Here is a 22,535-nt window from a genome sequence, read left to right on the forward strand (position 1 = left end):
TAAGCGATAAGAAGGAAACCGAGGTGATTCGATGACCGTTCTTTCGCGGCCGCAGGGCCTGACATCGCTTTTGATGGGCCGTTTGGGCAATGCTCTTTTGTGGCTGCTTGCGTCCGTACACTTGGCGGCTCTGGTCGTCCTGCTATTGACGCTGTTCACCATGACGGAAGCAAATGCTTCCGAAGATCATGTTACATGCGGCGGCTCGGACATTCTGACAGGGATGCAGAAGGCCGATCCGGCGGCTTTCGCAGCAATCGTCGCGGAAGCAAAGAAAATACCGAACGGAACAGGTACTTTCTGGAAGGTCGAGAAAGACGGTATAGAGCCCTCATGGCTCCTGGGCACCATGCATATCTCCGATCCGCGTGTCCTCGACATGCCCAACGGCGCTGCACAGGCCTTTGCCGCTGCCAAAACGGTCATCGTCGAATCCGACGAAATCACCAGCGAAAAAAAGGCAGCAGCAGCATTACTTGCAAGGCCCGATCTCACCATGTTTCTCGATGGCAAGTCGATCACCGACATGCTGCCAATGGACGAGGTCGCGAAGCTTGAACAGGGCCTGAAGGACCGCGGCATTCCGCTCAACGCCGTTTTGAAAATGAAACCGTGGATACTCTCCAGTTTCGTGGCGCTTCCGGCGTGCGAATTTGCGCGAAAAGCTAACGGCGCAAGTTTTCTCGACATGAAGCTGGCCAATGATGCACTGAGCAAGGGCAAGAAGCTGGTCGGCCTCGAAACTCTGGTCGAGCAGATGAGCGCTATTTCCGAGCTACCCATGTCCTTTCATGTCCAGTCTCTGATCGAGATGCTTCAGCTTGGAGATCGTATGGAGGACATTATGGCGACGATGATAGACCTCTATCTGAAAGGCGAAATCGGCATGATCACGCCGATGATGAAGAGTATCTCGCCGGAACAGAACGCAGAAGCTCGCGACGGCTACGCCGCCTTCGAAAAAAGGATCATCACGGACCGCAATCACGTTATGGCAGATCGCGCCACGCCCCACCTGGAAACGGGAAGCGTGTTCATGGCGGTGGGCGCCCTTCATCTGCCCGGAGAAGAAGGCGTGATCGAGCTTCTGCGTCAAAAAGGCTTCACCCTGACCGCCGTGCAATGATAGGCTTTTTGCTCCTAACCGATTGTAAAATTGGAGATTTCTAAATATAAAAAGTGAATTTCCAAAGCAACTATTTGGCGCGCAATACATTCCTTACTCGCGTCGGACTTCTCCGCGCCGTCCGATACGTCGAACGAACCGGAATCCGGAGAGACCGATCATCCATATAGGATAGTTGAGAGGGGAATGACATGACGGAAGAACAGCCACCAGCCGAGGCCAAACCGGTAGGTTTGACCGAAGGCGTCAACAGACCTGTTTTCCTTTGGTCCATATCGCTCACGCTGCTCTTCGTCATCGCCGGTGTTGTTTCACCCCAAGGCTCTGCGGCGGTTTTCAGCGCGGTTCAATCATGGATCGTTACCGAACTTGGGTGGATCTATCTCATCTCCGTCGCGGTCTTCCTTATCTTCATGCTCTACCTTGGCTTTTCGAGCTTTGGTCGCATCAAACTCGGTCCCAACCATTCCGAACCCGATTTCAGCTATGGTGCCTGGTTCTCCATGCTCTTTGCCGCGGGCATGGGCATCGGTCTCGTCTTCTTCGGTGTTGCTGAGCCCGTGAAACATTTCACCGCGCCGCCCGAGGGGGACCCCGCCACCATAGCAGCTGCCAGAACCGCCATGGAAATCAGTTATTTCCACTGGGGTCTCCATGCCTGGGCGGTCTATGCCGTGATCGGCCTTTCGCTCGCCTATTTCTCGTTCCGTCACGGCCTGCCACTGACCATGCGCTCGGCCCTATATCCGCTGATTGGTGATCGTATTTACGGCCCTATCGGCAATGCGGTGGATACGTTTGCCGTGATCGGTACGATCTTCGGTGTCGCGACATCGCTTGGTCTTGGCGTGCTTCAGGTCAATGCCGGGTTCAACCATGTTTTGGGCTGGCCGATTTCCTTCTGGGTGCAATTGCCGTTGATCGTCATCATCACGGCCATGGCGACCGTTTCCGTGGCGACCGGTCTCGACAAGGGCATCAAGTTCCTGTCGAATCTCAACATGCTCATGGCCGTGGCGCTCATGCTGTTCGTCTTCGTCATGGGGCCGACGACCTTCTTGATGCGGGCTTTCGTGCAGAACCTCGGTGCTTATCTCGATCATTTCGTCTTTCGGACGTTCTACATGTATGCCTATTCGCCGGACAAAGGACCGAGCGAGTGGCTGGGCGACTGGACACTGTTCTACTGGGGTTGGTGGATCGCATGGTCGCCATTTGTGGGCATGTTCATCGCTCGCATTTCCCGTGGCCGCACCATACGCGAATTCATCGCCGGTGTCCTTCTCGTGCCTGCCGGTTTCAGCTTCGCATGGATGACAGTCTTCGGCGATACCGCGCTTTCGCTGCACCTTACAGGCGCAACGACCGCAGTATCCGATGCCGTGGCAAAGGATGTGACGCTGGCACTCTTCGTGCTTCTGGAACAGTTTCCTTTCGGCCTCTACGTGTCGTGGTTCGCCATGGCGCTGATCGTTTTCTTCTTCGTCACTGGCGCGGATTCGTCTGCCCTCGTCATCGATACGCTGACATCCGGCGGCCGTGAGGACGGTCCTGTGGCACGCCGTGTCTTCTGGGCAATCATCTCGGGTGTCATCGGTGCGATCCTGCTTTACGCCGGTGGGCTGGATGCGCTTCAGACCGCGTCAATCGCCGGAGCGCTTCCCTTCACATTCGTAATGCTGTTGATGTGCTGGGGACTTTGGAAGGGCCTGCAACGTGAAGGCGTTCGTCAGAACGCGCTTGTCCAGAGCCTGCGTCCTCGCCAATCCGCAAACTGGCAGAGACAGTTGCAGGGCATTCTTAACCACCCAACCAAGGCTGAAGGCGATCGCTTCATGCAGGAAACGGCGACCGAAGCCCTTCGTGCGGTAGCGGTGGAACTGGAAAAGCGCTCGTTGGTATCCGAACTCACCGAAGAGCCGACGCGGCTGAAGCTGACGGTAGCCCCCGGTGAAACAGAGGAGTTCGTCTACGGTATCCGCATGCGCCGGTACGAGACGCCGGGCTACAGCTTCTTCGAAAGCCAGAGCAACCGTAGACGTGCCGATTACTATTATCGCGCCGAGGTGTTCCTGTCAGACGGCGGGCAGGACTACGACGTAATGGGCTTCTCGAAGGAAGAACTCATTCAGGACGTGCTGTCACAATACGACCGGCACTTCCAGTATCTTCACGCCATTCGCGCCTGATCGATTACAGGACAAAGCACGTCTTCGGAGGTGCTTTGTCCTGATCCCATCAAGCCATACGGCGCAAAAGCCCCGTCCGCCAGTAGAACTGGTGAACGAGTACGCCGACGATATGCAACAGGATCAACGTCCAGAGAAGCAGTTTGAGCGGTCCACCGTGCAGCTCTCCAGCGGTTTCGTTTTCGAAGTAATATTTTCCGATGCCTGTGAAAGGCATGAGGATGAAGATTGCGTAGAAGGCCCAATGGGTGACCTTGGCGACGAGTTTGGCCAGCGGCGGCTCTCCGGGAGGTGCCGCGGGTACGCCTTGGACGAGACGAAGACAGAGCCGGATAAGACAGAGCACCAGAATTGCGATACCCACATAGGCGTGGATATTGGCGGAAGAGACATCCTCCGGCGTCACCGGTTGGCCTCGGCGAATGAGCCGGTTCCAGTGCTCCATGCCATCTGAAAAGACGAGATTGAACAGAATGAGGAGCGCCATGGTCCAATGGAGCGCCTTTTGTGGAATGCTGTAGCCAGTGATCGAAGCTGAACCCATAAGACGATCCTCATATTAGAGCGGTTCAAGACTTCATAATAAAAGCCGCATCAAGAAGAACAAGATGCGGCTTTCTGGCTTACCAAAATATAATGTTCGGCTCTGCTCTAGCCGGTACGTCCGATTACATGTGGATCGGCTTGAAGAAGGTTGCGAGCGCTGCTTCCTTCACGGCTTCCGACATCGTCGGGTGCGCGTGGCAGGTACGACCGAGATCTTCGGAAGAACCGCTGAATTCCATCAGAACGGCGATTTCGTGGATCATCTCGCCAGCGCCGAAGCCGACGATATGGCCGCCAAGTACGCGGTCGGTTTCCTTGTCGGCAAGGATCTTCACGAAACCGTCCGTCACCTGCATCGCACGTGCGCGACCGTTTGCCGTGAACGGGAACTTGCCAACCTTGTAGGCGACGCCTGCCGCTTTCAGCTCCTCTTCCGTCTTTCCGACGGATGCGATTTCCGGCTGGGAGTAGACCACACCCGGAATGACATCGTAATTCACGTGGCCGTGCTGGCCAGCGAGAATTTCCGCCAGTGCGACGCCCTCATCTTCTGCCTTGTGCGCCAGCATCGGACCCTTCACCACGTCGCCGATGGCGTAGATGCCAGCAACATTGGTCTTGAAGTGACCGTCGATTTCGACGCGACCACGGCTGTCCAGCGCAACGCCCGCTTCGGCAAGGCCGAGACCTTCGGTGTACGGCTTGCGGCCTGTGGAGATCAGAACGACATCGGCTTCCAGCGTTTCAGCAGCACCGCCCTTAATCGGCTCAAACACGACCTTTGCGCCGGTGGCACCCTTTTCAACCGCGGTCACCTTCGCGCCGAGCTTGAAATCAATGCCCTGCTTGGCGAACAGGCGCTGGGCCTGCTTTGATACTTCACCGTCCATGCCACCGAGGATGGTGTCGAGATATTCAACGACAGTGACCTTTGCGCCAAGGCGCTGCCAGACGGAGCCTAGCTCAAGACCGATCACACCACCGCCGACAACGATCAGCTTTTCCGGAACCTTGGACAGCGCAATCGCGCCGGTGGAGGAAACGATGACCTGCTCATCGATCTCGACCTGGACGCCTGGAATGCCCGCGACATCAGAGCCCGTAGCAATAACGATGTTCTTCGCTTCAATTTCCTGAACTTCGCCCTTGTCGTTGGTGACGGAGACCTTGCCGGCAGATACGACCTTGCCGGTGCCCTGGAAAGCATCGATCTTGTTCTTCTTGAACAGGAAGCCAACGCCATCGACGTTAGCCTTCACTACGCCGTCCTTATGGCCCATCATCTTTTCGAGGTTGAGCTTCGGTGCAGACACTTCGATGCCGAGACTGTCAACGCCATGCGAAACATGCGCAAACACTTCAGAAGCGTGCAGCAAAGCCTTGGAAGGAATGCAGCCGACGTTGAGGCACGTACCGCCATACGTGGCGCGTTTTTCGATAACAGCGACCTTGAGGCCGAGCTGCGCTGCCTTGACTGCGCAAACATAACCACCGGGGCCGGTTCCGATAACAACTACATCATAAGCCATTTGATTTCCTTCATTGTTGGCGGCTACCTGCCGCCGCTCACATTCAATATTGCGCCCGTGACATAGGATGCTTCAGGCGAAAGGAGATAAAGAACCGCGTCAGCGATTTCTTCTGCTGTACCGGGGCGTTGCATCGGCACCTGCGGCGCTAAATCCCTGGCACGATTCGGCAAGCCGCCCGAGGCGTGAATATCGGTATCGATGATACCGGGCCGGACAGCGTTGACGCGAACGCCTTCGGTGGCAACTTCACGGGAGAGGCCAATGGTAAAAGTGTCGACCGCCCCTTTGGAAGCGGCGTAATCTACATATTGACCAGCACTGCCGAGGACCGACGCGACCGACGAGATATTGACGATGGACCCGCCCTGCCCGCCATGTCTGGTGGACATGCGCTTGACCGCTTCGGAAGCGCACCGGATCTTGCCGATCACGTTGATCGCAAACATCCGGTCCAACCGCTCACGCGAAAATTCATCGACCCGAGCCGTCTGATCGACAACGCCTGCATTATTGACCAGTCCTTCAATTCGTCCGAACATATTGTCGACGGTGGCGAAAATCGAGCCGATACCGTCTTCGGTGCCAGTATCGCCTTGCACGATGCGGGCAATACCGCCGCTATGGGAAATCTCGTCGGCAATAGCCTGCGCAGCGCCTTCATTTACAGCGTAGTTGATAAGAACGCGCCACCCGCGCTTAGCCGCGAGCCGCGAGACCGCAGCGCCGATTCCACGGCTACCACCCGTTACGAGGAGTACCGGTCCCTCTGTCATGCGCCAAGTCTCTTCGACAGAACCAACCGCATATCAGGCTGCTTTTTCCGTTGCGAGTTTGATTCCGAGCGCAATGAAAACCACGCCACTGGTGCGGTCGATCCACTGGCTGGCGCGGGCGAAAGCCGTGCGCATGCGCGGTGTGGTCATGAAGAGGCTGACGCCGACGAACCATGCGATAAGGCAGCTCGCCATGATGATACCGTAGCCGAACTTGATCATGACCGGCGTATGGGCATGAACCACAGTCGAGAAGATCGACAGGAAGAAGAAAACCGGCTTGGGGTTTAGCGCATTTGCGGCAAATCCAAGCGTGAACGCCTTGATGGCAGACTGACGTTTCGTGATGACCGCATCTGCCGAAACGTCTGGCAGTTCCATCTTGCTCGAACGGAGCGCCTTGATTCCGATATAGATGAGATAGGCGACGCCAAGCCACTTCACGATATTGAACAGATAGATCGACTGCGAAATGATGAGGCCCAGACCAAGGATCGTATAGGTTACGTGGAACATCAGTGATGTGCCGATGCCGAAACTGGTAATGATGGCCTCGCGGCGCCCATGCACCATCGCCTGACGCATGACCATGGCAAGGTCAGCGCCGGGAGAGACGATAGCGAAGAAAAAGATCGCCATAAGGGATGCCAGTTCGATCGCATATTGATGCATGAGAATATCCGCCCCTAGATCATCAAGACAATAAACATCAACAATAGTCCCGCCATCGCGCCCAGCCAGACCAGAGAGCGAATGTAGGGAATGCCCGCCAGATAAAGCGGAATATAAATCACACGGCAGATCAGCCAGATCCATGCGCCTATGAGCGCAACCCCTGAGGGATCGCCTGCCATGATCACGCCGAAAGCAAGCGCGATGAAGGCCGGATAGGTTTCACGAAAATTCGAAGAGGCGCGCGCCGCGCGGCATGCGAGCTTACCCTCCGGCTTCCGTCCATCATCTCTCGGCCCGGCATTCCACTGCGAACCAAGTTCCCGGGTCGCCGAAACACCTTGGAGAATGACATGCACCATCAGCAGCAACACACTCAGACCGATGAGCGGCAAAAAGGGGGACGCAGCAAGGAAGGTAGGTGGCACGGTGCTCTCCTAATGCAAATTCAGCGGGATTTCAGTTGAAGCCCCGCTGAACAGAAAAGCAAGTCGATTATAGATCGAGAACCAGACGCTCCGGATCTTCCAGGCTTTCCTTGACGCGAACGAGGAAGGTAACCGCTTCCTTGCCGTCAACGATGCGGTGATCGTAGGAGAGCGCGAGATACATCATCGGACGGATAACGATCTGGCCGCCGACGACGACCGGGCGCTCCTGAATCTTGTGCATGCCGAGGATACCGGACTGCGGTGCGTTGAGGATCGGCGAAGACATCAGCGAGCCGTAGACGCCACCATTGGTAATGGTGAAGGTGCCGCCCTGCATGTCGGCCATGCCGAGCGAACCATCGCGTGCGGACTTGGCTAGACGACCGAGTTCCTTTTCGACGCCAGCGATGGACAGCTGGTCGGCATCACGGATAACCGGAACGACGAGACCCTTGTCCGTACCGACAGCCATGCCGACGTGACAATAGTTCTTGTAGATGATGTCGTTGCCATCGATTTCGGCGTTAACGGCAGGCAGTTCCTTCAGAGCGTGCGTCACAGCCTTGGTGAAGAAGCCCATGAAGCCGAGCTTGACGCCATGCTTCTTTTCGAAAACGTCCTTGTAGCGGTTACGCAGGTCCATGACCGCCTTCATGTCCACTTCGTTGTAAGTGGTCAGCATCGCCGCAGTGTTCTGCGCGTCCTTGAGGCGACGGGCAATCGTCTGACGCAGGCGCGTCATCTTCACGCGCTCTTCGCGAACGGCATCGCCTTCGGCAGAAACCGGACGCGGTGCGGAAACGGCAGCAGGTGCAGCGGCAGGAGCAGAAACGCCCTTGGCAACAGCCGCCAGAACATCACCCTTCAGAACCTGACCACGCTTGCCCGAACCATCGACCTGATCGGCGGAGAGGTTGTTTTCGGAGAGCAGCTTGGCAGCAGCAGGAGCCGCCGGAACGGAACCGCTTGCAGCAGGTGCAGGTGCGGCAGCAGCCGGTGCTGCGGCAAGAGCCGGAGCGGCAGGTGCTGCAGCCGGTGCAGAGGTTGCAGCGCCTGCTGCACCTTCTGCGATCTGGCCGAGCAGCGCATCGAGACCGACGGTCTCACCATTCTGGGCAACGATCTCGGTCAGAACGCCGGAAGCAGGAGCCGGAACTTCAACGGTAACCTTGTCGGTTTCCAGTTCTACCAGCGGTTCGTCAGCCTTGACGGTGTCGCCGACTTTCTTAAACCAGGTGCCGATAGTCGCTTCGCTGACGGACTCACCCAGTGTTGGTACGCGGATTTCAGTGGCCATTTTATCGTTCCGTTATTCAGGTGTCTTTGTTGCGAGGGTCGAAGGGGGAGAGTTTTTACTCTCCCAATGCGTCTTCGAGGAACGCAGCAAGCTGCGCCAGATGCTTGGACATCAGGCCGGTCGCCGGAGAAGCGGCAGCCGGACGGCCCGTGTAACGGACCTTCTGGTACTTGGCGTCGATATGCGCCAGAACCCATTCCAGATACGGGTCGATGAAGGACCACGCACCCATGTTCTTGGGCTCTTCCTGGCACCAGACCATCTCCGCATTGCGGAAGCGGGACAGCTCGTTGATGAGCGCCTTGGCCGGGAACGGATAAAGCTGTTCGATACGCAGCAGGTATACATCGTCGATCCCGCGCTTTTCGCGCTCTTCCAGCAGGTCGTAATAGACCTTGCCGGTGCAGAGTACGACGCGGCGGATTTTCGAATCCTTCTGCAGCTTGATCGGACCGTCCTTGATGACCTCCGCATCGTCCCACAGCAGACGGTGGAACGAGGATTCGCCACCCAGTTCTGTCAGCGAAGAGGTTGCCCGCTTGTGGCGCAGCAAGGACTTCGGCGTCATCAGGATCAGCGGCTTGCGGAAGTCACGCTTCACCTGACGGCGTAGGATGTGGAAGTAGTTGGCAGGGGTCGTGACGTTGGCGACCTGCATGTTGTCTTCGGCGCACATCTGCAACCAGCGCTCCAGACGGGCGGACGAATGTTCCGGTCCCTGACCTTCATAGCCATGCGGCAGAAGGCAGACGAGACCAGACATACGCAGCCACTTGCGTTCACCAGACGAGATGAACTGGTCGAACACGACCTGCGCGCCATTGGCGAAGTCACCGAACTGGGCTTCCCAAAGCGTCAGCGCGTTCGGACGGGCCAGGGAGTAGCCGTATTCGAAGCCGAGAACGGCCTCTTCGGACAGCATCGAGTTGATCACTTCGTAGCGTGCCTGTGTCGGAGCGAGGTTTGCCAGCGGAATGTAACGCTCTTCCGTTTCCTGATCGTAGAGAACCGAGTGGCGCTGCGAGAAGGTACCGCGTTCACAATCCTGACCCGACAGACGAATCTTGTGACCATCGACAACCAGCGTACCGAAAGCAAAGGCTTCGGCCATCGCCCAGTCAAGACCCTCGCCGGTTTCGACCATCTGCGCACGGTTTTCCATGAAACGCTGGATGGTTTTATGGGCCTTGAAGCCTTCAGGAATGGTCGACAGCTTCTTGCCGATTTCCTTGAGCTGCTTCATCGGAGCGCCGGTCTTGCCACGACGCTGCTCATCGGCGTTGTCCGCTGCGCGAAGACCCGACCATTGACCGTCCAGCCAGTCGGCCTTGTTCGGCTTGTAGCTCTGGCCTGCTTCGAATTCCTGCTCCAGATTGGCACGCCAATCGGCTTTCAGCTTCTCGAACTCGCCTTCGTTGATCAGGCCTTCTGCGATCAGGCGGTCGGCATAAATGCGGGCAACCGTCTTGTGAGCGCGGATGACCTTGTACATCTTCGGCTGCGTGAACGCTGGCTCGTCGCCTTCGTTGTGGCCGAAGCGGCGATAGCAGAACATGTCGATGACGACAGGCTTGTGGAACTTCATGCGGTATTCGGTGGCGATCTTCGCCGCGTAGACCACAGCTTCCGGATCATCACCATTGACGTGGAAGATCGGCGCTTCGATCATCTTGGCAACGTCGGATGGGTACGGCGAAGAGCGCGAGAAGCCCGGGTTCGTCGTAAAGCCGATCTGGTTGTTGATGATGACGTGCATCGTACCGGCAACGCGGTGACCGCGCAGACCGGAAAGGCCGAGAATTTCAGCCACGACGCCCTGACCCGCAAAGGCCGCATCACCGTGCAGCAGCAACGGCAGAACCTTGGCGCGCTCGGAAAGCGGAATGGTATCGCCTTCCCAGATTTTCGCCAGCTGGTCCTGCTTCGCACGGGCCTTGCCCATGACGACAGGGTTGACGATTTCAAGGTGCGACGGGTTTGCCGTCAGCGACAGGTGAACCTTGTTACCATCGAACTCACGGTCGGAAGAGGCGCCGAGATGGTACTTCACGTCGCCGGAACCTTCGACATCGTCAGGCTTGAAGGAACCGCCCTTGAACTCGTGGAACACGGCACGGTGCGGCTTGCCCATGACGTTCGTCAGCACGTTGAGGCGACCGCGGTGAGCCATGCCGAGAACGACTTCTTCGAGACCGTCCTGGCCGCCGCGCTTGATGATCTGTTCCAGCGCCGGGATCAGCGATTCACCGCCATCCAGACCGAAACGCTTGGTGCCCTTGAAACGGACGTCGAGGAACTGCTCGTAGCCTTCGGCCTCGACGAGCTTGGACAGGATTGCCTTTTTGCCTTCGGCAGTGAAGGCAACGCCCTTATCCGGGCCTTCGATGCGCTCCTGAATCCAGCCCTTTTCTTCGGGGCTGGACATATGCATGAATTCGACGCCGATGGTGGAGCAGTAGGTGCGCTCCAGAATGTCGATCATTTCGCGCACGCTGGCATATTCCAGACCGAGCACGTTATCGATGAAAATCTTGCGGTCGTAATCGCTCTCTTCGAAGCCGTAGGACTTCGGAGACAATTCGTTGTAATCCTCGACAGGGCTCGCAATGCCAAGCGGATCGAGCTTGGCATGCAGGTGGCCGCGCATGCGATAGGCGCGAATCATCATGATGGCGCGAACGCTGTCACGAGTCGCCTGAAGCACTTCGGCTTCGCTGACGGCCTTGCCGGTCTCGGCGCCCTTGGCTTCGGCCTTGGCCTGAACCTTTTTTTCGATGGCCTTTTCGACCGTCGCCCAGTTGCCATCCAGTGCGGAAATCAGGTCGCCATTGGCCGGGATCGGCCAGTTGTCGCGCTTCCAGGAAGCGCCTTTTGCGGCCGCCTTCACATCGTCGGGATTATCGGAAAGCGCCTTGAAGAAGCTCTGCCACTCTGGCGATACGGAGGATGGGTCCTCTTCGTACCGGGCGTAGAGCTGCTCGATATAGGCTGCATTCGCGCCGTCGAGAAACGACGTGACCTGAAACTGCTCGTTGGCTTCTTGCCTTGCCATTGTTTTATCGCGGACTTGATCGTCCGCCTCCTCAATCCCGTTGATGGCCATTCACGGCCTGCCGCTTAGTCTGCGATGCGAAAAGCATCGATTATTCTTCATGCGGCTTCGGGCAGGCTACCGTTATCGGTCCCTGCCCGCTGCCAGATTGGTTTCAGTCTCAGCCCTTGAGGACTTCGACCAGCGTCTTGCCAAGGCGTGCCGGGGAAGGCGAAACCTTGATGCCTGCTGCTTCCATGGCAGAAATCTTGGATTCTGCATCGCCCTTGCCGCCGGAAACGACAGCACCGGCGTGGCCCATGGTGCGGCCCTTCGGAGCGGTACGACCGGCAATGAAGCCAGCCATCGGCTTCTTGCGGCCCTTCTTTGCTTCGTCGATCAGGAACTGGGCTGCATCTTCTTCAGCCGAACCACCAATTTCACCGATCATGATGATCGAGGTCGTTGCTTCGTCTGCGAGGAACATTTCCAGCACGTCGATGAACTCGGTGCCCTTGACCGGGTCGCCGCCGATGCCGACAGCCGTCGTCTGGCCGAGGCCTTCGTTGGATGTCTGGAACACGGCTTCGTAGGTCAGCGTGCCGGAGCGCGAAACGATACCGACGGAACCCTTGCGGAAGATGGAGCCCGGCATGATGCCGATCTTGCACTCTTCCGGCGTCATGATGCCTGGGCAGTTAGGGCCAAGCAGACGGGAATTCGAACGGTCGAGGCGAGCCTTGACGCGCACCATGTCAGCAACCGGAATACCTTCGGTGATGCAGGTGATGAACGGAATTTCCGCATCGATGGCTTCGATGATCGCATCTGCGGCACCTGCCGGCGGAACGTAGATCACGGATGCGTCTGCACCGGTCTTGTCCTTGGCTTCTGCAACGGTTGCGAAGATCGGCAGGGTTTCGCCCTTGGAGCCGGTCCAGTTGGTGCCGCCCTTGGAAGGGTGAATACCGCCGACCATCTGCGTGCCGTAGTAAGCAAGCGCCTGCTCGGTGTGGAAGGTACCGGTCTTGCCGGTCAGACCCTGAACGAGGATCTTCGTGTCTTTATTGACGAGAATTGACATTATTTCCGGTCCTTCAATTAGCCGTTGATCGCCGCGACGATCTTCTTGGCTGCATCGTCCAGGTCGTCAGCAGCTGTAATCGCAAGGCCAGATTCGTTGAGAAGCTTCTTGCCAAGCTCGACGTTGGTGCCTTCGAGGCGCACGACGAGAGGAACCTGCAAGCCGACTTCCTTCACTGCGGCGATAACGCCTTCAGCGATGACGTCGCACTTCATGATGCCGCCGAAGATGTTGACGAGGATGCCCTCGACCTTCGGGTCAGCCGTGATGATCTTGAATGCTGCCGCAACCTTCTCCTTGCCAGCGCCACCGCCGACGTCGCAGAAGTTTGCAGGCTCTTTGCCGTACAGCTTGATGATGTCCATCGTTGCCATGGCAAGACCAGCGCCGTTGACCATGCAGCCGATGTTGCCATCGAGAGCAACGTAGGCGAGGTCCCACTTGGAAGCTTCGATTTCCTTGGCGTCTTCTTCGGTCTCGTCGCGCAGAGCCTTGACGTCGTCATGGCGGAACAGCGCGTTGCCGTCGAAGGACATCTTGGCATCGAGAACGCGCAGATGGCCGTTTTCCATGACGATCAGCGGGTTGACTTCGAGGAGAGCCATGTCCTTCTCAACGAAGGCCTTGTAGAGCGCCGGGAAGAGCGCCTTGGCGTCTTCGGCAGCAGCACCTTCCAGAGCGAGCGCGCTGGAAATCTTGGCAACGTCGTCAGCCGTGACACCGGCTTCCGGGTTGATCGCGATGGTGTGGATCTTCTCAGGCGTGTCGTGCGCGACAGCTTCGATGTCCATGCCGCCTTCGGTGGAAACCACGAATGCGACCTGACCGACGGAGCGATCGACCAGCAGCGAGCAGTAAAGTTCGCGAGCGATGTCTGCGCCGTCTTCGATGTAGAGACGGTTAACCTGCTTGCCAGCGTCGCCGGTCTGCGCCGTTACCAGCGTGTTGCCGAGCATGTCCTTGGCGTGAGCCACAACTTCCTCGATGGACTTGGCAAGGCGAACGCCGCCCTTTGCGTCGGGACCAAGTTCCTTGAACTTGCCCTTGCCGCGACCACCAGCATGGATCTGGCTCTTGACGACGTAGAGCGGGCCAGGAAGCTGCTTGGCAGCAGCTTCGGCTTCTTCAACCTTGAGGATAGCAACCCCTTCGGCCACCGGCGCACCAAAGCCCTTCAGAAGAGCCTTGGCCTGATACTCATGAATATTCATGGATTAATCCCTGTTTACAGCCGAAACGGCAAATTACTTCAGCGAAGGCGCGATGTTGACGCAGGCTTCGCAAAGACCGGCGACTGCACCGACAGACTTCTGGAAGGCTGCTTCCTCGTCCTTGTTGAGTTCGATTTCGATGACGCGCTCGACGCCACCAGCACCGATGATCGTCGGTACGCCGACATACATGTCGTTGACGCCATACTGGCCGGAAAGGTGAGCAGCAGCAGGCAGAACGCGCTTCTTGTCCTTGAGGTAGGATTCAGCCATTTCGATAGCCGAAGCAGCAGGCGCGTAATAGGCAGAGCCGGTCTTGAGCAGGCCGACGATTTCAGCGCCGCCGTCGCGGGTGCGCTGAACGATTTCTTCAAGACGCTCGGCAGTGAGCCAGCCCATCTTGACGAGGTCGGTCAAGGGAATGCCGCCGATGGTGGAGTAGCGAGCGAGCGGAACCATGGTATCGCCGTGGCCGCCGAGAACGAACGCCGTCACGTCCTGAACCGAAACGTTGAATTCTTCAGACAGGAACAGACGGAAGCGCGCGCTGTCCAGAACGCCAGCCATGCCGACGACCTTGTTCTTCGGCAGGCCGGAGAACTTCTGTAGCGCCCAGACCATCGCGTCGAGCGGGTTGGTGATGCAGATGACGAACGCATTCGGGGCATACTTCTTGATGCCAGCGCCGACCTGTTCCATGACCTTGAGGTTGATGCCGAGAAGGTCATCGCGGCTCATGCCGGGTTTGCGGGCAACGCCTGCGGTGACGATGCAGACATCCGCGCCTTCGATGGCGGCGTAGTCGGACGCACCGGTCAGCTTGGCGTTGAAGCCTTCGACAGGACCGGACTGGGCGATATCGAGGCCCTTACCCTGCGGAATGCCATCGGCAATATCGAAGAGGACGATGTCGCCCAATTCCTTCAGGCTGGCGAGATGCGCCAGCGTGCCGCCGATCATGCCAGAACCAATAAGTGCGATTTTCTTGCGAGCCATCGAATGCTTCCTCTCGAGCTTCAACATCAATTTCACCGCGAGCGTGCGCGGCCCAAATTGTCGCACTCGGCTTAGACTTATTGACCTAAAATGGCAACAGATTATTTTGAGAGTAGGTTTTTCAATCGTTTAGATGATAAAATTCTTACGTAAACGTAATATATTGTGTCATCAAAACGTCAAGCGGCTTGCCGTTTGCCGTTGTGTAGCTCAAGATAATCGGCGCTGCGCATCTCGAAAAGGCGAGATGCCGTTCTGTCAAACTCAAAACCCTCTGTACCCTTGCGCATTCCCAAGAGGTCTTCCGGCATGGCAGCGGCGGAGGCGAAAAGTCTGACCGTATGGTCATAAAGTGCGTCGATCAGAATAATGAAGCGCTTCGTCTCATTGCGACGATCTGCGCTGAGAAAAGGAATATGGTCGATGAAAATAGTGTCGAAACGATTGGCAATCGCCAGAAAATCTGCGGCACCGAGCGGCTTTTCGCAGAGGTCCCTGAAGGTGAAACGAGCGACACGACCCGCAGCCATCGGCACGAAAATGGAGCGACCCTTCATCTCAATCTCGATAGGCGAGGCAGTCTGCCCTGCAGTCAGATGATGCCAGGCCATATCCATCGCCTGATCGGCAGCACTGCCCAGAGGAGTGACATAGACCGGAAGGCTCTTCACCTTCTCCATCCGGTAATCGATAGGACTATCGAGAGAAACGACCTCGACGTGCTTCTTGAGTAGATCGACAAAGGGCAGGAACAGGCCGCGATTGAGGCCATCCTTGTAGAGATTGTCCGGCACCACGTTGGATGTCGTCACCAGCGTGCAGCCGTTAGCGAAAAGTTCGGTGAAAAGCCGCGCCAGAATCATCGCGTCGGCAATATCCGTTACGGTGAATTCATCGAAGCACAGCAACTCCGCCTCTGCCAAAATCTGCTCAGCAACCGGCGGAATGGGGTCTGCCTGCTTTGTTTCTCCAGCTTTCAGCTTCTGTCGGTGCGCATGGACCCGATTATGAACATCGGCCATGAATTCGTGAAAATGGCAGCGACGCTTCTTCTCGACCGGCGCCATCTGAAAAAACATGTCCATCAGCATGGTCTTGCCGCGACCAACGCTGCCATGGACATAAAGCCCTTTGACGGAAGGTGTTGAGGCCGCCTTGCGGGCGAACATCCAGCCGAGCGCGCTTTTCTTTTTGGCCGGCTTGCGCAGCTTCAGGTCAGCCAGAATTCTATCGAGATGCGCCGCCACATCGAGTTGGGCGGCGTCGGCCTTCAGTTCGCCAGATGCTGTCAATGCGTTGAGCTGTTCAACAACACTATGATTATAGGCGGGCACTGGCTGCATGGAGAAAGCTCCGCACGCAGGCACCAACGAGCACCTGCGTCGATAATATTAGCGGCTCAGGCTAAGTGGCTGACCGTTATTGGTCGTACCGTCATAGCGAGCGTCGGAAGTCTTGTAGACGCGACCGATCGTATCGCCCGAGCGGTTCTTGAACTGAACCATCTTGCCAGAGACTTCCCACGAGCCCATTGCGGTCAGGTCGCCCGTACAACCGCGCGTACCGCCGCGCGAGCCACTACCGAGGTTCGTCAGCGTCAGGAACATATCGCAGTTGGCCGCGCCGTTGGACACACGCCAGTTACCCACCATCGATTCCTTGGTGACATCGAGAGCTGTGGTTGGAGCAGCCGAGGCCACATTCGTGCCGCCCGCAGCATTACCGGCGGGAGCAGTCGGAAACTGAGAAGCACCACCGGGCGGCGGCAGATTGCCGGACTGAACGGAAGGAACAGGCTGAGCCTGAAGAGGGGGCGTGTAACCCGGGCCACTATTCTGATTGCTGCCGTAATCGTAGGAGGTGCGCTGGCAACCGGCAAGGCCCAAGATGACCGCAAGGCCTGTCACCACATATCTGAATTGCATCTCTAGCTCCCGACTCTCTTCGCCTTTTGATAGACCATGTCCACACAAAACGGCTGAATTATTACCAAAGCCTTAGCTAAAGCAAGCCGCAGCAACGATAATTGCCATTTCACTCTAATTTTAAGGAAATTTCGACATATCTTCCTTCGCAAACAAACCGCGACTGGTGATCGCGGTTTGTCATTCTTCCACAATTCTGGGCAGTGATCAGACGCGCCGCTCGACCATCATCTTCTTGATTTCGGCAATTGCCTTGGCAGGGTTCAGACCCTTGGGACAAGCCTGCGCGCAGTTCATGATCGTATGGCAGCGATAGAGACGGAAAGGATCTTCGAGGTTATCGAGACGCTCGCCCGTGGCTTCATCGCGGCTGTCGATCAGCCAGCGATAGGCCTGCAGCAGAACGGCTGGACCAAGATAGCGGTCGCCATTCCACCAATAGCTGGGACAGGAGGTGGAGCAGCAGGCGCAGAGAATGCACTCGTAAAGGCCGTCGAGTTTCTGGCGGTCTTCGTGGCTCTGTTTCCATTCCTTGGCAGGCGTTGGAGACACCGTCTTCAGCCATGGCTCGATGGAACGGTGCTGTGCATAGAAGTTCGATAGATCGGGGACCAGATCCTTGACCACCGGCATGTGCGGCAAAGGATAAACCTTCACTGTACCGTTGATCTCTTCCATGCCTTTTGTGCAGGCCAGCGTGTTGGTGCCATCGATGTTCATCGCGCAGGAACCGCAGATGCCTTCACGACAGGAACGGCGCAGCGTCAAGGTCGGGTCGATATTGTTCTTGATGTAGAGAAGCGCATCGAGAACCATCGGGCCGCAATCATCGACGTCGATATAATAAGTATCGATACGCGGGTTCTGACCGTCATCCGGATTCCAGCGGTAAATCCGGTACTCGCGAACATTCTTCGCAGCCGCCGGCTTGGGCCAGACCTTACCTTCGGTCATCTGAGAGTTTTTGGGAAGAGCAAGTTCAACCATGTCCAATTCCTCTCAAATCAGTATACGCGCGCTTTAGGCGCGATCTTCTTGGGATCGATGCCGTCAGCGATGAGTTCGGTATGAACAGGGCGGTAGTCGAGCTTCACGTCGCCTTCGGGGCTGACCCAGGCGAGCGTGTGCTTGCGCCAGTTGACATCGTCACGACCTGCAAATGCGCCTTCGGTAAAGTCCTCACGCGCATGGCTACCACGGCTTTCCTTGCGGGCTTCCGCGCCGTAAACCGTGGTGATGGCGTTGGCCATTAGGTTTTCCAGTTCGAGCGTTTCGACCAGATCGGAGTTCCAGACCAGGGAGCGGTCCGTGACCTTGATGTCCGGCAGTTCCTTCCAGATGGCCGACAGACGCTGGCAACCGCTTTCCAGCGATTCCTGCGTGCGGAACACGGCAGCATCTTCCTGCATGGCGCGCTGCATCTTGTCACGCAGTACCGCTGTCGGCGTGCTGCCGTTGGCGTTACGCAAGCGATCGAAGCGATCCATGATCCTGTCGCAGGCAGCAAGGTTGAGTGCCGGAACCGCGCTGTTGCGGTCGATGACTTCGGCAGCACGGATCGCGGCAGCACGACCGAAGACCACGAGGTCGATGAGAGAATTCGAGCCCAAGCGGTTAGCACCATGAACGGAGGCACAACCGGCCTCACCCACAGCCATCAGGCCAGGGATCACACGCTCCGGGTTTTCACTATCCGCGTTCAGCACTTCACCCCAATAGTTGGTGGGGATGCCGCCCATGTTATAGTGAACCGTCGGCAGAACCGGGATCGGCTCGCGCGTGACGTCCACGCCTGCGAAAATCTTGGCGCTTTCCGAGATACCCGGCAGACGCTCATGCAGGATGGCTGGATCGAGGTGATCCAGATGCAGGAAGATGTGGTCCTTGTTCTTGCCAACGCCACGGCCTTCGCGGATTTCCATGGTCATGCAACGAGACACGACGTCACGGGATGCAAGATCCTTGGCCGACGGAGCGTAACGCTCCATGAAGCGTTCGCCTTCCGAGTTGACGAGGTAACCGCCCTCACCGCGCGCGCCTTCGGTAATCAGGCAGCCTGCGCCGTAGATACCGGTCGGGTGGAACTGAACGAATTCCATGTCCTGAAGCGGAAGTCCGGCGCGGGCAACCATGCCACCGCCATCGCCCGTGCAGGTGTGCGCTGAGGTGGCGGAGAAGTAGGCGCGGCCGTAGCCACCCGTCGCCAGAACCACCATCTTGGCGGAGAAGCGATGAATGGTGCCGTCATCCAGATTCCAGGCCACGACGCCGGTGCAACGGCTACCATCATCAGACATGATGAGGTCGAGAGCGAAGTATTCGATGAAGAATTCAGCGTTGTTGCGCAGCGACTGACCATACAGCGTGTGCAGGATGGCGTGGCCGGTACGGTCGGCTGCGGCACAGGTGCGCTGTACGGGCGGACCTTCACCATAGTTCTGCATGTGGCCGCCGAACGGGCGCTGATAAATCTTGCCCTCAGCGTTACGCGAGAACGGAACGCCATAGTGCTCGAGTTCATAGACAGCCTTCGGCGCTTCCATGGCCAGATACTGCATGGCGTCCACGTCACCCAGCCAGTCGGAGCCCTTTACGGTGTCGTAAAGGTGCCACTGCCAGCTATCGGGCGTCATGTTGTTGAGCGAAGCGGCAATGCCGCCCTGCGCTGCAACGGTGTGCGAACGGGTTGGGAAAACCTTGGTGATACAGGCTGTCTTGAAGCCCTGCTCTGCCATGCCGAGCGTCGCGCGGAGACCCGCACCACCGGCGCCCACGACGACGACGTCGTAGGAGTGATCGACGTAGGTATAGGCCTTGCCGTTCTGAGAAGGTGAACTGATCGATGCCATGACGGATTACCCTGCGAATGCGATTTTCAGGACGGCGAAGAGACAGAGACCGCCTACAACGACCGCGAAGAACGTGTTGAGCATCAGAAGAACCAGCTTCGGCACTTCCGCATGCACATAGTCCTCGATGATGACCTGCATGCCGAGTTTCATGTGGATGAGGCCGGAAACGACCACCAGACCCATGATAACAGCAACGAGCGGGTTCGAAAGGGCGGAAGCGACTTCCTCATAAGGAGCGCCGCCATACATGACGAGAAACACGACGAAGAAGATCAGCAGCGGCACGTTGGCAACCGCCGTGACGCGCTGACGCCAGAAGTGATCCGTGCCGTCCTTGGCGGATCCCAGACCGCGAACCTTACCGAGAGGTGTACGCATATCCATGATAATATCTCCTCAGCGCACGATCAGGGCAACGACCCAGATCAGCGCGGTCAGACAGATGGAAACGACGAACGAAGCCTTGGCCACCTTTGTGGTAAAGTGCTTGTCGAAGCCGTGGCCGAGATCCCACATGAAATGGCGAAGGCCACCGAGCATGTGATGAACCAGCGCCCAAGTATAACCGATCAGAATAAGTTTGCCGATGAGCGAACTCATTGCCCATTGCACCCACGCATAAGCGTCGACACCCGAGGCTGTCGCGATCAGCCACCATGCAACCAGCAGCGTGCCGAAATAAAGCGCAGCACCGGTGATACGATGCACGATCGACGCGACCATCGTCGGAATGGGCTTGTAGATTTGAAGATGCGGCGACAGCGGCCGATTGTTTGTCGTATTCGCCATATGAACCTCACGGCGTTTCCCGGCGCACCGGCCTTTGCGGACGCCCCCAAAACAACGCACTTGACGAAAGAATGTGCATTGCACCAACCGCGACCTTTAATCGCACGATGGCATAACGACAAGCACAATCGGCGAACCGCTTGAATTTAATCGATTGTGGTTTGAAAAAACTGCGCATTTTTACGGATCGAAAATAAAATATCGAACGTTTCCAAGTGAAATACTGGAAATTTTCTTACTTTTACGTAAAAAAATCATCAGCACTTTCATTGGGAAAAATTGAGGAGGAATGTCATGTTTTCGGTGGGAAGAATCATACTGGGCGCCGCCCTTTCAATGCTTGTCGCCGGCAGCATAGACGCTCGCGCAGACGAGTTTCGTGACAAACGCGGTGGTGACCGGCATCATCCCGATACCCATCATTCCATCGCAGGAGGGAAGGGATTACCCTCTTATGACAGGGGCATCGGTACATATGCGGGTGGAATTTCGGCAGTTCGCTTTAAACGAAATGGGATCTACTTCGCCTTAGATCGTGGCAGCATCAATACAGGCTCCATCAAGCGTGCCGGTGAAATCAGATCACGCGTCATCACGGTCAACAGGGAGACGATGGGAGCGGAATGCTCCTATGAGGCAGGCGTTTGCGTCATTCGACCGTAGGAGCTTCAGACAAAACGCCAGACCGTGGTTTTCTTGATTTCGCTATCTTCCAGCGCCCGCGTAACGGGAACATGGTAGGTCGCGCAGGCGTACAATCTCTCCTTCGGAAGGTAAGCCCTACCCGGATCGCCGACCAGCACCGTTATGCCTTTTTCAGCCAAAGCCGAGAACCATGGAATGAGTGCATCGGCAAAATCGCGATCATAAAATACATCGCCAGCCAGCAGGACGTCCGCCTCTATCGCTCTGCCGATGATATTATCAGCACAACTACTCATCGCCACTCGATTGACCGTAGCGTTCAGCGCAATCGCCGTTTTGGCCCAGGGATCGATATCGACGGCCAAAACGTTTGTAGCGCCCACCTTTGCGGCAGCAATGGCAACGAGCCCCGAACCGCTGGCAAAATCCAACACGCGCCTGCCCGCAACTTCATGGGGGTGGTCGAGAATATAGCGCGCCAATCCTTGGCCACCTGCCCAGGCAAACGCCCAGAAAGGCGGTGGCAGGCCAATTTCTTCCAATTCCTCTTCCGTCTTCAGCCAGAGATCATGTGCTTCACCCGCGAGGTACAGCTCGATCTCCGGCACATGTGGCGGTGCCATGAGGCTGGTATTGGCAAGGATAAATTGCTCGGGATCGGTCTTCAATGTCGGCTCAGTCAGGTGAGCGCGGTGGCTTATCGAGCTCGGCCATGCGGCAGACTTCCAGATATTCCGCCTCCGTCACCGGCTGTACGGAAAGACGCATGGAAGTGACAAGCGACATCTCGGCAAGCTTCGGATTGGCTTTCACGGTCTTGAGCGAAACGGGCTTCGGCACATCTTGGACGGCCTTGATATGAACGCAGTCCCAGCGTGCATCGCCCTCTGCGGAGGAATCCGGCTTTGAAAGCTCGCAGACCTCCACGATGCCGACGACCTCAAGCCCTTCGTTGGAATGGTAGAAGAACCCCTTGTCACCCAGCTTCATAGCCCGCATATTGTTGCGCGCCTGATAGTTGCGCACGCCTGTCCATTCCTCGCCAGCCTCGCCCTTGGCTTTCTGCTGCTCCCAGGACCACGTGTCGGGTTCGGATTTGAATAGCCAGTAATTTGCCATGCTATTCACGCTCCAGGATTATTGAAAACCCAATTATAGGGTTTCACATCCACGCTTTCGAACAGGCCCGCCTTGGCGTAAGGGTCGGCATCCGCCAAAGCTTTCGCCGCGTCGATATCGGCAGCCTCGACAATGATCAGGCTGCCATTGGGCTTGCCGTCTGCAGCGAGAAACGGACCGGCGATCTTCAGCGTGCCTTCGGCGTTGAGCGCGTTGAGGTGCTCCAGATGCGCGGGGCGCGTATCCATGCGCACGTTCAGATGGCCGGGCTTATCCTTGCAGATGAAGGCAAACAGCATTTTCGTCTCCTCTTGTGG

Annotated in this window: 22 protein-coding genes; 3 read left to right on the plus strand and 19 right to left on the minus strand. The window is 57.1% G+C overall.

Translation table 11 applies throughout. The features are described 5' to 3' along the window. Nucleotides 1-31 precede the first annotated feature (31 nt). Both G6L28_RS11740 and G6L28_RS11745 read left to right on the plus strand, forming a co-directional pair. The gene (locus G6L28_RS11740) at nucleotides 32-1,126 is read left to right on the plus strand and encodes a TraB/GumN family protein (protein ID WP_174063962.1); all 1,095 of its coding nucleotides are present in this window, start codon (nucleotides 32-34) and stop codon (nucleotides 1,124-1,126) included. Nucleotides 1,127-1,317: 191 nt separating this feature from the next. After that, complete coding sequence (locus G6L28_RS11745) at nucleotides 1,318-3,315, plus strand: BCCT family transporter (RefSeq protein ID WP_174063963.1); 1,998 nt, start codon at nucleotides 1,318-1,320, stop codon at nucleotides 3,313-3,315. Nucleotides 3,316-3,364: 49 nt separating this feature from the next. Here G6L28_RS11745 and G6L28_RS11750 read toward each other — a convergent pair whose 3' ends face one another. From G6L28_RS11750 to sdhC, 16 genes are all read right to left on the minus strand, one after another. Beyond that, the gene (locus G6L28_RS11750) at nucleotides 3,365-3,859 is read right to left on the minus strand and encodes a cytochrome b (protein WP_174063964.1); all 495 of its coding nucleotides are present in this window, start codon (nucleotides 3,857-3,859) and stop codon (nucleotides 3,365-3,367) included. Between the two features lie 124 nt (nucleotides 3,860-3,983). Further along, nucleotides 3,984-5,390, minus strand: coding sequence for a dihydrolipoyl dehydrogenase (gene lpdA, locus G6L28_RS11755; RefSeq protein WP_174063965.1), 1,407 nt, complete (start codon nucleotides 5,388-5,390; stop codon nucleotides 3,984-3,986). A gap of 23 nt (nucleotides 5,391-5,413) precedes the next feature. Next, nucleotides 5,414-6,166 (minus strand): SDR family oxidoreductase, encoded by a 753-nt coding sequence (locus tag G6L28_RS11760; RefSeq protein ID WP_174063966.1) that lies wholly within the window; start codon nucleotides 6,164-6,166, stop codon nucleotides 5,414-5,416. A 33-nt stretch (nucleotides 6,167-6,199) separates the two neighbouring features. Next, nucleotides 6,200-6,838: a LysE family translocator gene (locus G6L28_RS11765; RefSeq protein WP_174063967.1), complete on the minus strand. Its 639-nt coding sequence runs from the start codon at nucleotides 6,836-6,838 to the stop codon at nucleotides 6,200-6,202. Nucleotides 6,839-6,852: 14 nt separating this feature from the next. Continuing rightward, on the minus strand, nucleotides 6,853-7,266 hold the full coding sequence (locus G6L28_RS11770; RefSeq protein WP_174063968.1) for an MAPEG family protein: 414 nt from the start codon (nucleotides 7,264-7,266) through the stop codon (nucleotides 6,853-6,855). Between the two features lie 67 nt (nucleotides 7,267-7,333). Further along, complete coding sequence (gene odhB / locus G6L28_RS11775) at nucleotides 7,334-8,566, minus strand: 2-oxoglutarate dehydrogenase complex dihydrolipoyllysine-residue succinyltransferase (protein ID WP_174063969.1); 1,233 nt, start codon at nucleotides 8,564-8,566, stop codon at nucleotides 7,334-7,336. 55 nt (nucleotides 8,567-8,621) lie between these two features. Beyond that, complete coding sequence (locus G6L28_RS11780; RefSeq protein WP_174063970.1) at nucleotides 8,622-11,618, minus strand: 2-oxoglutarate dehydrogenase E1 component; 2,997 nt, start codon at nucleotides 11,616-11,618, stop codon at nucleotides 8,622-8,624. Between the two features lie 160 nt (nucleotides 11,619-11,778). Further along, complete coding sequence (gene sucD / locus G6L28_RS11785) at nucleotides 11,779-12,681, minus strand: succinate--CoA ligase subunit alpha (RefSeq protein WP_174063971.1); 903 nt, start codon at nucleotides 12,679-12,681, stop codon at nucleotides 11,779-11,781. Between the two features lie 17 nt (nucleotides 12,682-12,698). After that, nucleotides 12,699-13,892, minus strand: coding sequence for an ADP-forming succinate--CoA ligase subunit beta (gene sucC / locus G6L28_RS11790; RefSeq protein WP_137393317.1), 1,194 nt, complete (start codon nucleotides 13,890-13,892; stop codon nucleotides 12,699-12,701). A gap of 33 nt (nucleotides 13,893-13,925) precedes the next feature. After that, nucleotides 13,926-14,888 carry a malate dehydrogenase gene (mdh, locus tag G6L28_RS11795; RefSeq protein ID WP_174063972.1) on the minus strand — a complete coding sequence of 321 codons (963 nt, stop codon included), beginning with the start codon at nucleotides 14,886-14,888 and terminating at the stop codon, nucleotides 13,926-13,928. Nucleotides 14,889-15,067: 179 nt separating this feature from the next. Then, nucleotides 15,068-16,231, minus strand: a complete 1,164-nt coding sequence (gene zapE / locus G6L28_RS11800) for a cell division protein ZapE (protein WP_174063973.1) — start codon at nucleotides 16,229-16,231, stop codon at nucleotides 15,068-15,070. A gap of 48 nt (nucleotides 16,232-16,279) precedes the next feature. Continuing rightward, nucleotides 16,280-16,813 (minus strand): protease inhibitor Inh/omp19 family protein, encoded by a 534-nt coding sequence (locus G6L28_RS11805; RefSeq protein WP_174063974.1) that lies wholly within the window; start codon nucleotides 16,811-16,813, stop codon nucleotides 16,280-16,282. Between the two features lie 207 nt (nucleotides 16,814-17,020). Beyond that, nucleotides 17,021-17,800, minus strand: a complete 780-nt coding sequence (locus G6L28_RS11810; protein ID WP_174063975.1) for a succinate dehydrogenase iron-sulfur subunit — start codon at nucleotides 17,798-17,800, stop codon at nucleotides 17,021-17,023. A gap of 17 nt (nucleotides 17,801-17,817) precedes the next feature. Beyond that, complete coding sequence (gene sdhA / locus G6L28_RS11815) at nucleotides 17,818-19,662, minus strand: succinate dehydrogenase flavoprotein subunit (RefSeq protein ID WP_174063976.1); 1,845 nt, start codon at nucleotides 19,660-19,662, stop codon at nucleotides 17,818-17,820. A 6-nt stretch (nucleotides 19,663-19,668) separates the two neighbouring features. Next, nucleotides 19,669-20,049 carry a succinate dehydrogenase, hydrophobic membrane anchor protein gene (sdhD, locus tag G6L28_RS11820; RefSeq protein ID WP_174063977.1) on the minus strand — a complete coding sequence of 127 codons (381 nt, stop codon included), beginning with the start codon at nucleotides 20,047-20,049 and terminating at the stop codon, nucleotides 19,669-19,671. A 12-nt stretch (nucleotides 20,050-20,061) separates the two neighbouring features. Then, complete coding sequence (sdhC, locus tag G6L28_RS11825; RefSeq protein ID WP_174063978.1) at nucleotides 20,062-20,454, minus strand: succinate dehydrogenase, cytochrome b556 subunit; 393 nt, start codon at nucleotides 20,452-20,454, stop codon at nucleotides 20,062-20,064. 294 nt (nucleotides 20,455-20,748) lie between these two features. On the opposite strand from sdhC, the gene G6L28_RS11830 reads away from it, so the two are divergent. Next, nucleotides 20,749-21,117: a hypothetical protein gene (locus G6L28_RS11830; RefSeq protein ID WP_174063979.1), complete on the plus strand. Its 369-nt coding sequence runs from the start codon at nucleotides 20,749-20,751 to the stop codon at nucleotides 21,115-21,117. A 5-nt stretch (nucleotides 21,118-21,122) separates the two neighbouring features. On the opposite strand, the gene G6L28_RS11835 is transcribed toward G6L28_RS11830, so the two are convergent. The 3 genes from G6L28_RS11835 to G6L28_RS11845 are packed head-to-tail and all read right to left on the minus strand — an operon-like array spanning nucleotide 21,123 to nucleotide 22,517. After that, nucleotides 21,123-21,767, minus strand: a complete 645-nt coding sequence (locus tag G6L28_RS11835; RefSeq protein WP_174063980.1) for a class I SAM-dependent methyltransferase — start codon at nucleotides 21,765-21,767, stop codon at nucleotides 21,123-21,125. A gap of 7 nt (nucleotides 21,768-21,774) precedes the next feature. Then, entirely contained in the window at nucleotides 21,775-22,218 is a 444-nt protein-coding gene (locus G6L28_RS11840) for an EVE domain-containing protein (RefSeq protein ID WP_174063981.1), read from the minus strand. 5 nt (nucleotides 22,219-22,223) lie between these two features. Continuing rightward, on the minus strand, nucleotides 22,224-22,517 hold the full coding sequence (locus G6L28_RS11845) for a YciI-like protein (protein WP_174063982.1): 294 nt from the start codon (nucleotides 22,515-22,517) through the stop codon (nucleotides 22,224-22,226). Between the last annotated feature and the right edge of the window lie 18 nt (nucleotides 22,518-22,535).

This window comes from Agrobacterium larrymoorei, from assembly GCF_013322225.1.
In the GTDB taxonomy this organism is placed as follows: domain Bacteria; phylum Pseudomonadota; class Alphaproteobacteria; order Rhizobiales; family Rhizobiaceae; genus Agrobacterium; species Agrobacterium larrymoorei_A.

Bases quoted from the DNA above. Each gene is read 5' to 3' on its own strand.
- G6L28_RS11740 (WP_174063962.1), top strand. From the start codon at position 32: ATGACCGTTCTTTCGCGGCCGCAGGGCCTGACATCGCTTTTGATGGGC.
- G6L28_RS11745 (WP_174063963.1), top strand. From the start codon at position 1,318: ATGACGGAAGAACAGCCACCAGCCGAGGCCAAACCGGTAGGTTTGACC.
- G6L28_RS11750 (WP_174063964.1), bottom strand. From the start codon at position 3,859: ATGGGTTCAGCTTCGATCACTGGCTACAGCATTCCACAAAAGGCGCTC.
- lpdA (WP_174063965.1), bottom strand. From the start codon at position 5,390: ATGGCTTATGATGTAGTTGTTATCGGAACCGGCCCCGGTGGTTATGTT.
- G6L28_RS11760 (WP_174063966.1), bottom strand. From the start codon at position 6,166: ATGACAGAGGGACCGGTACTCCTCGTAACGGGTGGTAGCCGTGGAATC.
- G6L28_RS11765 (WP_174063967.1), bottom strand. From the start codon at position 6,838: ATGCATCAATATGCGATCGAACTGGCATCCCTTATGGCGATCTTTTTC.
- odhB (WP_174063969.1), bottom strand. From the start codon at position 8,566: ATGGCCACTGAAATCCGCGTACCAACACTGGGTGAGTCCGTCAGCGAA.
- G6L28_RS11780 (WP_174063970.1), bottom strand. From the start codon at position 11,618: ATGGCAAGGCAAGAAGCCAACGAGCAGTTTCAGGTCACGTCGTTTCTC.
- sucD (WP_174063971.1), bottom strand. From the start codon at position 12,681: ATGTCAATTCTCGTCAATAAAGACACGAAGATCCTCGTTCAGGGTCTG.
- sucC (WP_137393317.1), bottom strand. From the start codon at position 13,892: ATGAATATTCATGAGTATCAGGCCAAGGCTCTTCTGAAGGGCTTTGGT.
- mdh (WP_174063972.1), bottom strand. From the start codon at position 14,888: ATGGCTCGCAAGAAAATCGCACTTATTGGTTCTGGCATGATCGGCGGC.
- zapE (WP_174063973.1), bottom strand. From the start codon at position 16,231: ATGCAGCCAGTGCCCGCCTATAATCATAGTGTTGTTGAACAGCTCAAC.
- G6L28_RS11805 (WP_174063974.1), bottom strand. From the start codon at position 16,813: ATGCAATTCAGATATGTGGTGACAGGCCTTGCGGTCATCTTGGGCCTT.
- G6L28_RS11810 (WP_174063975.1), bottom strand. From the start codon at position 17,800: ATGGTTGAACTTGCTCTTCCCAAAAACTCTCAGATGACCGAAGGTAAG.
- sdhA (WP_174063976.1), bottom strand. From the start codon at position 19,662: ATGGCATCGATCAGTTCACCTTCTCAGAACGGCAAGGCCTATACCTAC.
- sdhD (WP_174063977.1), bottom strand. From the start codon at position 20,049: ATGGATATGCGTACACCTCTCGGTAAGGTTCGCGGTCTGGGATCCGCC.
- sdhC (WP_174063978.1), bottom strand. From the start codon at position 20,454: ATGGCGAATACGACAAACAATCGGCCGCTGTCGCCGCATCTTCAAATC.
- G6L28_RS11830 (WP_174063979.1), top strand. From the start codon at position 20,749: ATGTTTTCGGTGGGAAGAATCATACTGGGCGCCGCCCTTTCAATGCTT.
- G6L28_RS11840 (WP_174063981.1), bottom strand. From the start codon at position 22,218: ATGGCAAATTACTGGCTATTCAAATCCGAACCCGACACGTGGTCCTGG.
- G6L28_RS11845 (WP_174063982.1), bottom strand. From the start codon at position 22,517: ATGCTGTTTGCCTTCATCTGCAAGGATAAGCCCGGCCATCTGAACGTG.